Origin of the sequence: Apibacter sp. B2966 (genome assembly GCF_011082485.1) — a bacterium.
Classification (GTDB): Bacteria; Bacteroidota; Bacteroidia; order Flavobacteriales; family Weeksellaceae; genus Apibacter.
Map to the genome: position 1 here is coordinate 2140537 of NZ_CP049714.1, position 13652 is coordinate 2154188.

General features: G+C 31.6%; 12 protein-coding genes and 1 pseudogene. 3 read left to right on the forward strand and 10 right to left on the reverse strand.

Annotated features, from left to right (window positions below):
• Nucleotide 1: 1 nt before the first annotated feature.
• The 9 genes and pseudogenes from menD to G8C43_RS09205 form a co-directional block, all read right to left on the reverse strand.
• The gene (gene menD, locus G8C43_RS09165) at nucleotides 2-1669 is read right to left on the reverse strand and encodes a 2-succinyl-5-enolpyruvyl-6-hydroxy-3-cyclohexene-1-carboxylic-acid synthase (protein ID WP_166005590.1); all 1668 of its coding nucleotides are present in this window, start codon (nucleotides 1667-1669) and stop codon (nucleotides 2-4) included.
• Between the two features lie 73 nt (nucleotides 1670-1742).
• The gene (gene fabG, locus G8C43_RS09170) at nucleotides 1743-2489 is read right to left on the reverse strand and encodes a 3-oxoacyl-[acyl-carrier-protein] reductase (protein ID WP_166005591.1); all 747 of its coding nucleotides are present in this window, start codon (nucleotides 2487-2489) and stop codon (nucleotides 1743-1745) included.
• Nucleotides 2490-2725: 236 nt separating this feature from the next.
• On the reverse strand, nucleotides 2726-3328 hold the full coding sequence (locus G8C43_RS09175) for an AAA family ATPase (RefSeq protein ID WP_160542611.1): 603 nt from the start codon (nucleotides 3326-3328) through the stop codon (nucleotides 2726-2728).
• Nucleotides 3329-3340: 12 nt separating this feature from the next.
• Nucleotides 3341-4699 carry an MATE family efflux transporter gene (locus G8C43_RS09180; protein ID WP_160542610.1) on the reverse strand — a complete coding sequence of 453 codons (1359 nt, stop codon included), beginning with the start codon at nucleotides 4697-4699 and terminating at the stop codon, nucleotides 3341-3343.
• 196 nt (nucleotides 4700-4895) lie between these two features.
• Entirely contained in the window at nucleotides 4896-5129 is a 234-nt protein-coding gene (locus G8C43_RS09185; protein ID WP_166005592.1) for a hypothetical protein, read from the reverse strand.
• A gap of 13 nt (nucleotides 5130-5142) precedes the next feature.
• Nucleotides 5143-5403: a GlsB/YeaQ/YmgE family stress response membrane protein gene (locus G8C43_RS09190; RefSeq protein ID WP_220234011.1), complete on the reverse strand. Its 261-nt coding sequence runs from the start codon at nucleotides 5401-5403 to the stop codon at nucleotides 5143-5145.
• 329 nt (nucleotides 5404-5732) lie between these two features.
• A pseudogene (locus G8C43_RS09195) lies at nucleotides 5733-6994 on the reverse strand (cation:proton antiporter).
• 201 nt (nucleotides 6995-7195) lie between these two features.
• Nucleotides 7196-8149: an aldo/keto reductase gene (locus tag G8C43_RS09200; RefSeq protein ID WP_166005593.1), complete on the reverse strand. Its 954-nt coding sequence runs from the start codon at nucleotides 8147-8149 to the stop codon at nucleotides 7196-7198.
• A gap of 62 nt (nucleotides 8150-8211) precedes the next feature.
• Nucleotides 8212-9462 (reverse strand): CinA family nicotinamide mononucleotide deamidase-related protein, encoded by a 1251-nt coding sequence (locus tag G8C43_RS09205; RefSeq protein WP_166005594.1) that lies wholly within the window; start codon nucleotides 9460-9462, stop codon nucleotides 8212-8214.
• Nucleotides 9463-9760: 298 nt separating this feature from the next.
• Here G8C43_RS09205 and G8C43_RS09210 point away from each other — a divergent pair, with 298 nt between their 5' ends.
• Both G8C43_RS09210 and G8C43_RS09215 read left to right on the forward strand, forming a co-directional pair.
• Entirely contained in the window at nucleotides 9761-10426 is a 666-nt protein-coding gene (locus tag G8C43_RS09210) for an HAD family hydrolase (RefSeq protein ID WP_160542606.1), read from the forward strand.
• Nucleotides 10427-10457: 31 nt separating this feature from the next.
• Nucleotides 10458-10913 (forward strand): DinB family protein, encoded by a 456-nt coding sequence (locus G8C43_RS09215; protein ID WP_166005595.1) that lies wholly within the window; start codon nucleotides 10458-10460, stop codon nucleotides 10911-10913.
• A gap of 113 nt (nucleotides 10914-11026) precedes the next feature.
• Here the strand turns inward: G8C43_RS09215 and G8C43_RS09220 are convergent, their stop codons facing one another.
• On the reverse strand, nucleotides 11027-11953 hold the full coding sequence (locus G8C43_RS09220) for a manganese-dependent inorganic pyrophosphatase (protein ID WP_166005596.1): 927 nt from the start codon (nucleotides 11951-11953) through the stop codon (nucleotides 11027-11029).
• A gap of 208 nt (nucleotides 11954-12161) precedes the next feature.
• Between G8C43_RS09220 and ffh the strand changes: the two genes are divergently transcribed.
• A complete protein-coding gene (ffh, locus tag G8C43_RS09225; protein WP_160557323.1) occupies nucleotides 12162-13508 on the forward strand; it encodes a signal recognition particle protein in 1347 nt (448 codons plus the stop codon).
• The last annotated feature ends 144 nt before the right edge of the window (nucleotides 13509-13652 follow it).

Consider the following 13652-nt stretch of genomic DNA (forward strand, 5'->3'; position numbering starts at 1 on the left):
TTTATTCCTGATTTAAATATTTGAAATATTCACGTAAAATTTGTGAATTGGGTTGATTAATAGTATTAATTTCCAATAATTTAGGTTTTTTCGAGCAAAGAAAAAAAGAATCTAATTGTTTTAACAGTTCTTCTTGATTATGAGCTTGAATATATTCAAAATTATATTCTTGAGCCATCAATCGAGCAGTACGATTATGTCGGGTAACAAAATATTCCTCTAAAGAATTGGAAGAATCGGGACCGGGAATAATTTTAAAAATATCGCCACCACCATTATTTACAAGTATAATCCTAAATGTATTAGGAATATATTTATTCCATAGAGCATTAGAATCATAAAAAAAACCAATATCACCGGTGATCAAAAGAGTAGGGTGAGTATCTGCAACGGCGAAACCAACGGCCGTTGAAGTTGCCCCGTCAATGCCACTGGCACCGCGATTGCAAAATATCTTATTTTTAGAGTTAAAATTGAATAACTGAGCATATCTGATCATAGAACTGTTAGAAATTTGCAGATTATATGAATCAGGTATTTTTTCATCCAAAGTTTTTATAACACGTAAATCGGAAAATGTTAAGTTTTTAATAAAATCATTATGACTTAGTTGTCGCTCATCTTTAAGTTGTTTCCATAGTAAAGAATACGAAGAAGCAACGGGAGGAACTTTCACTAATTCTTTTAAAAAAATGACCGGATTTTCTTCAATTTTTTCAGTTAAAGAAAAATAAGTATCAGGATGCCAATATTCATCTAAATGCCAATGGGCCTTCAACTTAGATTTTCGTAAAAAATCTTTAATTTTTTTTGAAACAATATTTTGACCAATGGTAAGAAGTAATTCCGGTTTATAATCATCTAGCGTTTCTTCACCAAAAGGAAACATATAACGGTCAATATTGGGATAAAATTTTGAAGAATTTAGATTTGAAGTAACTTCAGTAAGAATAATCGTATCTTCCCTCTCAGCTAATTTTTCGAGTAATTGATTTAATTCCGAATTGGGTTGTTGCATTCCAACAAGAATCATCTTTTTAGAAAAGTTGTTCCAAGTAGAAAACAAGGGTTTGTATTTATCTGAATTGTAATTTTTTACAGGAAGAGTAAGTTTTTCAAATGAAATTTCAATTTGATCTGTTTGCTCATATAAAGGTTCTGAAAAGGGAATATTGATATGAATCGGTCCTGATTTTAAAACACAAGTATTCAATGCTTTTTTTAAATCTAGAAAATTTTGTGTAATTGATTCTTCACTTTCTGATTCAGACAATTGATAAGATCCATAAATATGATTGCTATACATATTTTTTTGTCTTATAGTCTGACCGTCAAAAATATCAACATAATTTTCCGGTCGATCAGCAGTAAGTACGACTATAGGTATATTTTGGTAAAAAGCTTCTATAATTGCCGGATAATAATTAGCGGATGCTGTGCCGCTGGTGCAACAGATGGCCACCGGTTTTTTCTTTGATTGAGCCATTCCTAACGCAAAAAATGCTGCTGATCGCTCATCCACTATGCTGTAACAAGTATATTCTTGATGATTAGTAAAATGTATGGTTAAAGGTGCATTTCTAGATCCCGGAGATAATATGATATCCGTAATTCCGTATCGATATAAAACTTCTCCAATTAGTTGAACTGATAATTTATTACTATACATAGTTTTTAAAGTTAAAAAAGAAAGAGATTAAAAAAATTTAATCTCTTGTTTATCGTGCTTTAATCCATATTTTTTAATAAGTAAGCATTCCACCGTTGACATTGAGTACATGTCCGGTTACATAGCTTGATAAATCACTGGCAAGATATAAACATGCATTAGCAATATCTTCAGGGGTTCCTCCTCTTTTCAAAGGAATATTATTTCTCCATTCTTGAATGGTTTTTTCATCCAAAGCTTCAGTCATTTCAGTTTCAATAAATCCGGGAGCAACCACATTGCATCGAATATTTCTTGATCCTAATTCCAATGCTATGGATTTAGAAAATCCAATAATTCCTGCTTTAGAAGCAGCATAATTTGCTTGACCTGCATTACCTTTAACTCCAACTACAGAACTCATATTGATAATCGAACCCTTTTTTTGCTTCATCATCGGTTTTATGATTGCTTTGGTAAGATTGAATACCGAATCCAAATTGATGCGAATCACTTCATCCCAATCCTCTTTACTCATTCTTAATATAAGGTTATCTTTAGTGATACCTGCATTATTAACCACAATGTCAATTTGCCCGAATTCTTTTATAACATCATCGGCAAGTTTCTGAGCAGAATCAAAATCTGAAGCGTCTGATTGAAATCCTCTTATTTTAGTTAAAGAACCTAATTCTTTTTCCAGCTCTTCTGCTTTAGCTACTGAAGATGCATAAGTAAAAGCTATATTTGCTCCGTTTTGAGCAAATACTTCAGCAATTCCTTTTCCAATACCTCGGGTTGCTCCGGTAATAATCGCGGTTTTTCCTTCAAGCAATTTCATATAGTAATCTTATTTTTTTTCAAATATAATACTTTTGTCATAATCAAGATAATTTTTCATTATTCTCTACTGTCTTTTAATAGTTGAAAATACATCCACGATATTTTTTTCATAAATTCTCTGGCAGTAAAGTTTAAAAAGTAAAATAGATTCACAAGATTTATAACAATAATTGTTCCTTGTTATTTCTAAAAATAAGTAAGATTTTTAGCTTGTATATTCTTTATAAATAACAACTAAAGTGCAAATTTTTGCTCTACAAAACTTTTAATAAGAAGTACACTTTTATCAATCCCTAAAACGGATGAATTGATGCAAAGATGATAAGAACTGGCATGCCCCCAACTTTTCTTATTAAAAAAGTTATAATACTCTTTTCTCTTTTTATCTATTTTTACGTTTAATTCTTCTGCTTCTTTTAAAGAAATATTTTTTCTTTGAGATGTTCTCCGAATTCTATCTTCTTTATTAGCTGTAATAAATATGTCTATCCTTCTCTCATATTCACGCAAAATATAATCGGAGCAACGACCCACAAAAAGAGCAGAACCTTTAAGGGCTTCTTCTTTAATTATTTTACTTTGTATTTCAAATAAATTTTCGTTTCCTAAATAGTTTTTAGATAATTGCATACCAAAAAAATTATCAAAAAAACTATAACAATTTTTTTCATCTGCTTGCTCAAAAATATCAGCATTTAAACCGCTCTCAATTGAAGCCAGATTAATAATCTCTTTGTCGTAATATGAAATGTCCAATAAATCAGCCAATTTTCTCCCGATTTGTCTGCCACCGCTTCCTAACTGTCTGCCAATGGTAATAAAATATTTATCTTTCATAACGTACTTATATTAGTTTTCAGGATTATATCTATTAAATTCTTTGTATTGCTTATAAAGCATAATGGCAGCCAAAATAGTAGCGAAAAAATCAGCTAAAGGCATACTCAACCATATTCCTGCAATGCCGAAAAATTTAGGTAGAATTAGTAAAAAAGGAATTAAAAATAGTATTTGGCGAGTGAGAGATAAAATTATAGCTTTTTGAGCCATTCCGATACTTTGGAAAAAGGTAGAAGTAACAATTTGAAAACCTACAATCGGATAACAAATAAATACCATGCGCAATCCTAAGGATGCAATATCAATTAACTCTTTATCGGTTGTAAAAATAGAAGCAACCGCATGAGGCACAGATTCAACCACAAGGAAGCCGGTACACATGACCAGAGTAGCTCCTAAAATTGTTTTTTTTAAAACCTGTGTTACTCTGGGATAAAGTTTTGCTCCAAAATTATAACCGGCTATAGGTTGCATACCTTGATTTAATCCCAATACTATGGTTACAAATAAAAACGCAATCCTATTTACAATTCCGTAAGCACCAACGGCAAGATCTCCACCATATTTTAAAAGGCCCTGGTTAATAATTATAACAATCACCGAGGCAGCTGCGTTCATTAAAAACGGCGACATACCAATAGATAGAGAATCTTTAACTATATATTTGTTTAATTTAAAAATTCCTTTCTGTATATGGATAAAATTATTTTTATCGCAAAACAGATAAATCTGCCAAATTAATACTGAAGTTTGAGAAATAACCGTAGCAATGGCGCTCCCACGAATACCCCAATTAAAAACGAAAATGAATAAAGGATTTAAAACTAAATTTATAAGTACGGTAAATATGGTCGCATACATGGACTGTCTTGGTTTTCCGGAAGAACGTAACATAGAATTTAATCCAAGATACATATGAGTGATTACATTACCTGAAAGTATAATAACCATAAAATCATGAGCATAGGGAAGGGTTTTTTCACTCGCACCGAAAAAATATAATATCGGATCTAAAAACAATAAGGAAATAATGGTAAACGAAATACCTATAAATAAGTTCATGATGAACACATTACCTAAAATGCTGTTGGCTGTGGTATAATCTTTTTGTCCCAAACGAACGGAAAGTAAGGTAGCAGCACCTGCACCAACTAACGAGCCAAAAGCTGCAGCAAGGTTCATAAGAGGAAAAGTAATGGCTAATCCGGAAATAGCTAAAGGTCCTACACCATGTCCTATAAAAATGCTGTCCGTAATATTATAGAGAGAGGAAGCAATCATGGCTATAATAGCAGGAATAGCATATTGTTTTAAAAGTTTTCCAATATTTTCAGTACCTAATTCAATAGGTGTACCTGTTACTTTCATATTTTATTTATCTTAATTATGAATATTTTAAATCTAAAATGAAGTAAAAAAGCATACAATATAAAGGTAGTAAAATTAATAGTATACTATTTAAAATGTAAATATAGAATATTTCGACAGGTAAACAAAATAGCAGCTAATTAGCTGCTATTTACATGTATTCAATTTATTACTTACTGATTAATGCTTACTCTTATTACTCATCGTGTATAAAGCTTTCTCCTTTTTCTCCGTATTTTTTTGCTCGATCTTTTAAATACTCAGCCTCATTTTTACCAACATCCACTATATTGCTAAAATTTTTTTTGGTTTTGGATGTAAATTTACTTATCTCATCAGAAACTTGATCTAGAAATCCATCTTCTTGCATTTTTCTGGCAACATAACCTAGAGCAGCACCCAAGATTGTACCCAATAATACTTTTTTCATAACATATTATAATTTAATAAGGTTTTTTTGTTCTAAATAATGATATTATCCATAGAAGGACCACAGAACCAATTACAGACATTAGTAACATACCTAATTTACCTCCACTGGAAAAGCCCAACAAACTATAGATCCAACCCCCCAATATACTTCCTACTAATCCAACAAGCAAATTAACTAACATTCCAAATCCACTGCCTCGCATAATTCTACCTGCAATAAAACCGGCTATAATTCCAATAATTATAGACCATAAAATACCCATTCCTTCCATTTATAAAATTTTTTAGAGTTTACTATTATTTCAATTTCGAAGGAAGTGTAATAATCTTGTAGTTCTTTATGATTTAAACAATAAATATGCCATTACCTTATCATTTAATAAGTAAACCATAGTTGTATTTTAATATACTCCATTTAAATTGGCGTATGTTAAAAATAAGTATAAAAAGTGAAGTTGCAGCAATTTATAAATTGAACAAAATTGAAGTACCAATAGAAATTAAATCGGTATTAAAACGAAAATAGTATCTGCATGTATTGATTATTGCAGATACTATCATTATTTTTAATACTATTTGAAAATAGTTACGATGCAGTAATTTACTGAATGTCTTTTGCTACTTTTCCAACAGTCAATCCTTGAACTAAAATTGAGAAAACCACCACCACATAAGTAACGGCTATAATAGTTTCTTTATAGTCACTCTCAGGAACTGAAAGAGCCAATGCGATGGAGACCCCGCCGCGTAAGCCACCCCATACTAAAACGGCAATAGTTCCTTTGCTGAATTTTTCCTTAAAAGGAATAATCATTGTTGGAATTTTAATAGAAATAAATCTAGCGAATAAAACAATTATAATGCATATAATACCTAGTAGCCAGTAATGAATTAGATCGTCGATAAGTAAAAGTTGGAATCCCATAAAAAGGAATAAAATTGCATTCATAACCTCATCGATTAATTCCCAGAAAGTACCCACACTGCTTTTTTACTAGTACCCAATCTTCGTCTGGATTCTCCTATTATCAATCCCGCACCCACCATAGCAAGAGGAGCAGACGTATGCAAAGAACTTGCAATAAGATATCCTCCCATAACTACCGCTAGGGTAATCAAAACCGAAACTTTATAATCATGTGAAGTTCGTATCGCATAAGCAGCGAGATATCCAAGAGCCGCCCCTAATAACAATCCGCCTACCGCTTCTCTAAGAAATAAATCAAAAATATGGGCAAATGATAAATCCATTCGTCCGGTGGCAACTACTACGGGATTATAAGCAAGATTAGCTAATACGGCAAACAATACCACAGCTACCCCGTCATTAAGAAGAGATTCACCTGCAATTTTTGTTTCTAAAGACTTAGAAACATTGGCTTGTTTTAATATACTCAATACCGCAATCGGATCTGTCGGAGAAATTAAAGCACCAAAAAGTAAACAATATATTAAAGGAATTTCTGTATGTACATTTATAAGAGGAAGAAGATAATTGGATGTATAATAAAGGCCTACGCCCACAACGATGGCAGATATTATAACTCCTAAAGTAGAAAATATTATAACAGGAAGCCTTTGTTCCTTTAGATCCGACATATTGATATGTATAGCTCCGGCAAATAGCAGGAAATTTAACATACACCCCATCAAAATTTCGGTAAAATCAAATTCTTTAATTAATGAGGCAATATCATTTAAAGGTTTAGAGGTTAAACTACCTAAAAGAACTAAAATTATTGACATAATTAACGCAATGATCATTATTCCGATGGTAGAAGGGAATTTTAAAAACCTTACATTAATGTATGAAAAAATAGCAGCTAAAATAATAAGGATTGAAAATGAGTAGTATAATTCCATGAAATTGAATAAAATTTTTTGCAAAGATAATAAATAATATCAGAGAAAAAATAAAATCAAATTTCATCACCTGCTTAAAAGACAGAAAAATTTTATATTTATATTATAAAAACAGATTATATTAATTAAATTATCTTATAAAAGGAAAAAAAGTATTCAAGAGGATGAATACTTTTTTTTATATTATTTGAACGCTTGTCGTTATGAAGTTACCTTACTGGCAATGTCCAAATCATTAATATCATCTTGAGATAAATTTAGGTCTACCGCTTTTAATATATCCAATTGTCCCAATTTAGAAGCACTGGCTATAGGAGTAGTAATACTCGGTCTTTGAATGATCCATGCGATAGCAACCTGAGCCGGGGTAGCTGTATTTCGTGCGGCAACATCCTCTAAAGTTTTTATAATTCGTAAGCCTCTGTCGTTTAAATATTTCTTTAAGCTGTCACCTCTTTTACTTTTATTTAAATCCGCTTCCGAATGATATTTACCGGTTAGAAAACCACTTGCCAAAGAATAGTAAGTCATGACACCTAATTGGTATTTTTCGGCAATTGGTTCGTAATCCTTTTCATACGGTTGTCGATCATACAGATTATATTCAGGCTGTAAAATGGAATAAGAAGGTAGATTATTAGATTTACTTATTTCCAATGATTTTACAATTCTCTCAGGAGACATATTGGAAACCCCTATGTAACGTATTTTACCCTCTTTTATTAATTGCTGATAGGCGTCCAATACTTCTTCTATGGGAGTATCGGGATCATCAAAATGAGTAAAATATAAATCTATATAATCGGTTTGAAGACGTTTTAGTGATTCTTCAACTTCTGAAAGAATATATGATTTTTTCAACCCTTTATGTGTACTGTCAATTTCTCCCCCTACTTTAGTTGCAATAACAAGTTTATCTCTAGATCCTTTTTGATGCATCCATTTTCCAATGATGGTTTCTGATTCTCCGCCTTTATTGCCGGGAACCCATGCAGAATATACATCTGCGGTATCAATAAAGTTAAATCCTAATTCGGTATATTGATCTAATAATTCAAAAGAAGTGTTTTCATTGGCAGTCCAACCAAATACATTGCCCCCAAAAGCAAATGGATAAACCTCAAGATCAGTCGGACCTAATTTTCTTTTTTTCATAATCTGATGATTTGTTATCTCTACGTAAAATCTAAAATTATACCAAATGCGTAGGTCAACTTTTATTTGTTTTCAATCATTTCAAAATAAATATATTCCAATGCTTTGTTAGTTATTCGAGTAATCATTTCATCTCTCGTTACATGAGGATAATAATATTTTTTTACATAGGTGTTTCCATGAACATATAAACCTATATAAGCTAAACCTACCGGATCGTTAAATTCATCAGAACTTGGACCGGCAACGCCTGTAGTAGATATTGCAACATCTGAATTAAATAACTTTGCACACTGAATTGCCATTTCTTTAGCTACTTCTTCACTAACCACTTTATGAGTATGAATAAAAGGTTCGGGTATTTTTAAAACGCTCTCCTTAATTAAAGAGCTATAAGCAGTTATTCCTCCTTTATAATAAACAGAACTTCCCGCTAAGGAAGTGATTTTATGAGATATGTTTCCACCGGTAATACTTTCAGCGACGGATAAAGTAAGATTATTTTTTGAAAAAAAATCGGCAATAATTTCAATTATATTGGTAGTAGTAGTTGAGAGCAATTTCTCATGTAAAATTTGAGATAGTTTTTTTATTTCTTTAGTAATTGTTTTTTCAAGTAGTTTTTTATCAGTTCCCTTTGCACTCAATCTAAGTTCAATCCTAGCCCCCGAAGGCAAGTAAGACAAAGACACAAAATCAGGCAAATTGTTTTCCCAATCCGTTAGCGTTATGGCTAACTCGCTTTCAAGATAATCTACAACAATAACAGAACGCCTTACAATAAAGGGAAGGTTAAATTCTTTTTTTATTTTCGGAATAATAAATTCTTCAAACATAGCTTGGGTCTCATAGGGAACACCCGGAAGGTTGATTAAAATCTTATTTGATTTTTTTGTCCACAAGATAGGAGCTGTACCATATCTATTAATTATAACTTCCGAATGTGAAGGTACAAGAGCTTGTTTGCGGGTTAAATCATTCATCGTTCGACCATTTGTACAGTACAACTGAGTGATGTAATCCAAAGCAGGTTGATTAATAACTAATTGATCAGATAAGAACTCTGCTAAAGTTTGTTTGGTTTTATCATCTTTAGTAGGTCCCAGTCCCCCGGTTGTTATTATAAAATTAGTGTCAGATGCGAAGGCTTCTTTTAATTTAGTCACTATAGAATCGGGGTTGTCGGAGATTGTCGAAATTTCTGTAACCGAAATCCCTGTAAGATCTAGTTTTTTAGCAATGAAATTAGAATTGGTATCCAGAGTTCTTCCGGAAAGAATTTCATCTCCAATAACGATAATACACGCTTTCATATATATAAATTTAAATATCAAATTTAGATAATTATACAGGATATTTGTGTTAATTTCATGAGTTAAAAATTTTAAAAAAATAAAAATTCATAGATAATGTAAAATTTTACAATTAATTTATATAAAGTAGATGTTCATCCCAAATTTAGAATATTAGTAAAGGCTACATAGTAGAAACAATATTTCTTAAATTTGAGCCTTTAAATTCACAATTTTTTAAATAAATCAAATTTTATTGAGAATAATTAAAAAATATCAGAATTAAAACCTACACTGCAATCGTAGATAAAATAAACTTATGATAAACACAGTTATTTTTGATATGGATGGGGTAATAGTAGATACTGAGCCTATTCATGAATTGTCATTTAAAAAACATTTTCATTCTATAGGATTGGATATATCTCAGGAAGAATATGATACGTTCAGAGGATTATCTACCCGTAATTTATATCAAAATTTGAAACAAAAATATGGTTTGAAACAAGAGGTTGAGGAATTGGTTCAACAAAAAAGAAATATTTTTAATAAAATTTTTCAAGAAGATGAAGATCTAGATTTATTGCCGGGTGTAAGAAATCTTATCGAAAGTTTATATAAAGATAATTTTCAATTACTTTTGGCTACTTCTTCGGCTCGTGTAACCTTAACTAAAATTTTTGATCGTTTTGGATTGTTTCCTTATTTTAAACATATTGTGAGTGGAGAAGATTTTCCAAAATCAAAACCCGATCCTGCTATATTTTTAGAAGCTGTAAAATTATCAGGACAACCAAAAGAAAACTGTATTGTCATTGAAGATTCGACTAATGGCGTTATTGCCGCCAATAGGGCCGGTATATTTTGTATAGGTTATAAAAGTGAAGCCTCCGGTGATCAAGATTTGTCTACTGCGGATCAAATAATAAATGATTTTTCTAATTTAGATTCCGATACGATTAGGGCCATTGGTTTAGTTAAATAACTTTAATACTTTTGTTAAAATTCTTTTTGAGGTGAAAAAACAATTTGAAATTTTTAAAATATACCGTAAATCCTTAGTACAAGAGATTGACGATTTAAGTTTAGAGCAATTACAGAAAATTCCTGAAGGATTTAAAAATAATATTTTTTGGAATGTTGCCCATACGTTGGTTTCTCAACAAATTCTTCATTATAAAATGTCAGGTTTAAATCCGCTGATAACCAATGACTGGATTGAAAACTATCAAAATGGTACTTTTCCCAGATTTGTAATTACAGAAGATGAAATTGACTACTTAAAAAGTAAGCTAATTATCACCGCTGAACAACTGGAACAAGATTTTAATGAAAAAAGATTTGAATCTTATACTGAATTTGAAACAAAAATGGGCATTGTGATTTCTTCCGTTGAAGATGCGATAAATTTTAACAATACCCATGAAGCATTACACTACGGAATAGTGTCAAGTATGAAAGAATTAGTGTAAAATATTTTTTTTGAAATAAGTTAACAACCTTTAGTGTTAACTGTAAAATGAAAAAACCAAGCACTTTTAAATAAAGTGCTTGGCTTCTAAAAAAATTAAGAATATGGATGAATCTAGGATAATGCTTCAGTTATTTGTGGAATAATTTGTTTTTTACGGGAAACCACCCCTTTAAGGAAAGCTTCGCCGTTTTCAAGTTGTATTCCAAAAGCCTTTTCTGAAGCCTGAGCAGCATTACCCATAGCTAAAATTTTTGAATCACTATCCAATACATTAGTCACTACAAGTAAAAAAAGATCATAACCTTCTTTATTAATTTGGTCGGCTATAGCAGCCTCTATATTGGATTTATTAGAAAATACATCATCATAATCAATTGTGTTAACTTGAGCAACCCGTACCTTTTTTCCGTTTACTTCGAAAGATTTAGCATCCAGAGATAGTAATTCTTCGGCAGATTTGTTGGAAAGATTGGTTCCTGCTTTAAGAAGATCAAGCCCATATTTTTCAACCTCAATACCTGCAATTTTTGCTAATTCATGAGCTGCATGTACATCTTCTTGTGTGCAAGTAGGAGATTTAAATAATAACGTATCGGAAATAATCCCTGATACCATAAGACCTGCGATAGCAGCGGGGATTTCAATGGAATTTTCTTTATAAATTTTTGAAATAATAGTTTGAGTACATCCCACAGGTTCAGCGCGATAATAGAGAGGAACGGAAGTATGAAAATTAGCGATACGATGGTGATCTATTACAGCTAAAATAGTCAATTCTTCAATATCTGCAACCGATTGTTGGAATTCATTGTGATCTACCAAAATAATTTCTTTCGTTTCATCGGAAGCTCTAGAAATAACTCTAGGCGCTTGTATCTTAAAATAATTCAGGGCAAATTGGGTTTCTTCATTGGGGTTACCTAAAGCGACTGCCTCTGTATTTTTACCTAAGGCATTTTGTAAGTAAGAAAATGAAATAGCAGAGGTAATGGTATCCGTATCAGGATTTTGATGCCCTGTAATTAAAATTTTATTCATGTTAGCTAAAATTTGAAAATTTTTTAATCATGTATATAAACACGATGTCTTTTTTATTTAATTTAATATAAAAGCAAATATACATTTTTAAACTTTTTTAGCAAAGAAAGGCGCTTTCTAATTACTGAAATACATATTTTTAAATTAAGTAAAACTTTACTATTTTTGCAGTTAGTATAAATAGTATAATAGTATATAAGTACCGAATATGTTTCAGAATTTACAAGATAAATTAGATAAGGCATTACATAACATCAGCGGGAGAGGAAAGATCACGGAGATTAATGTTGCTGAAACCGTCAAAGAAATAAGAAGAGCTTTAGTGGATGCAGACGTTAGTTATAAAGTGGCCAAAGATTTGACTAAAAGGATTCAGGAGAAAGCCTTAGGTCAAAATGTGCTTACTTCCGTTACGCCGGGTCAGCTAATGGTGAAGATTGTACATGATGAGTTGGCCGATCTAATGGGAGGAGAGAATGTTGGAGTAAATTTATCCGGGAATCCTACCGTTATCTTAATTGCGGGTTTACAAGGTTCCGGTAAAACTACCTTTTCGGGAAAATTAGCTAATTATCTTAAAACTAAAAAACAAAAAAAAGTATTATTAGTTGCCTGTGACGTATATCGTCCGGCTGCAATTGATCAATTAAAAGTTTTAGGAGATCAAATTGGAGTAGAAGTATACACAGAACCGGAAAGTAAAAATCCGGTTGATATTTCCGGTCATGCCATAGAATATGCTAAACAAAATAAATTTAATGTTGTTATAATAGATACTGCAGGACGTTTGGCGATTGATGAAAGTATGATGAATGAAATCAGAAACGTTCATCAAAAAGTCAGTCCAAATGAAACTTTGTTTGTAGTGGATTCCATGACCGGACAAGATGCGGTAAATACAGCCAAAGCTTTTAATGATGTATTGAATTATGATGGGGTAGTATTAACTAAATTAGACGGTGATACCCGAGGAGGTGCTGCTTTAACTATACGTACTGTGGTTGAAAAACCAATTAAATTTATTTCCACCGGAGAAAAAATGGAAGCGCTGGATATTTTCTATCCTTCGCGTATGGCTGATCGTATCTTAGGAATGGGAGATGTGGTATCACTAGTAGAAAGAGCCCAAGAACAATTTGACGAAGAAGAAGCTCGTAAATTACAGAAAAAGATAGCGAAAAATCAATTCGGATTCGACGATTTCCTTAATCAAATTAAGCAGATTAAGAGAATGGGAAATATGAAAGATTTGCTTGGAATGATACCGGGTGCAGGTAAAGCATTAAAAGATATTAATATCGATGACGATGCTTTCAAGCATATTGAAGCTTTAATTTATTCCATGACTCCTGAAGAAAGAAGAAATCCGGCTATTATAACTACATCTCGAAAGAATAGAATAGCTAAAGGAAGCGGTAGATCCATACAGGATATCAATCAACTGTTAAAACAATTTGAACAGATGAGCAAAATGATGAAGATGATGCAAACACCGCAAGGAAGGATGATGATGCAAGCAATGGCAAAACAAATGTCGGGAGGAAAACCTTTTTAAATAAGATATCCATATTATTTAAATAAAAGATAAACTTTTTAAAGAATCATTAATAATGATTATAACGGTTAACTAGTTAATCGTGAATTATTTAGCTATTAGATGTTGTTTCTATCATCTATATCGTTAAAACCTCAAGACTTA

Bases quoted from the DNA above. Each gene is read 5' to 3' on its own strand.
- menD (WP_166005590.1), bottom strand. From the start codon at position 1,669: ATGTATAGTAATAAATTATCAGTTCAACTAATTGGAGAAGTTTTATAT.
- fabG (WP_166005591.1), bottom strand. From the start codon at position 2,489: ATGAAATTGCTTGAAGGAAAAACCGCGATTATTACCGGAGCAACCCGA.
- G8C43_RS09175 (WP_160542611.1), bottom strand. From the start codon at position 3,328: ATGAAAGATAAATATTTTATTACCATTGGCAGACAGTTAGGAAGCGGT.
- G8C43_RS09180 (WP_160542610.1), bottom strand. From the start codon at position 4,699: ATGAAAGTAACAGGTACACCTATTGAATTAGGTACTGAAAATATTGGA.
- G8C43_RS09185 (WP_166005592.1), bottom strand. From the start codon at position 5,129: ATGAAAAAAGTATTATTGGGTACAATCTTGGGTGCTGCTCTAGGTTAT.
- G8C43_RS09190 (WP_220234011.1), bottom strand. From the start codon at position 5,403: ATGGAAGGAATGGGTATTTTATGGTCTATAATTATTGGAATTATAGCC.
- G8C43_RS09200 (WP_166005593.1), bottom strand. From the start codon at position 8,149: ATGAAAAAAAGAAAATTAGGTCCGACTGATCTTGAGGTTTATCCATTT.
- G8C43_RS09205 (WP_166005594.1), bottom strand. From the start codon at position 9,462: ATGAAAGCGTGTATTATCGTTATTGGAGATGAAATTCTTTCCGGAAGA.
- G8C43_RS09210 (WP_160542606.1), top strand. From the start codon at position 9,761: ATGATAAACACAGTTATTTTTGATATGGATGGGGTAATAGTAGATACT.
- G8C43_RS09220 (WP_166005596.1), bottom strand. From the start codon at position 11,953: ATGAATAAAATTTTAATTACAGGGCATCAAAATCCTGATACGGATACC.
- ffh (WP_160557323.1), top strand. From the start codon at position 12,162: ATGTTTCAGAATTTACAAGATAAATTAGATAAGGCATTACATAACATC.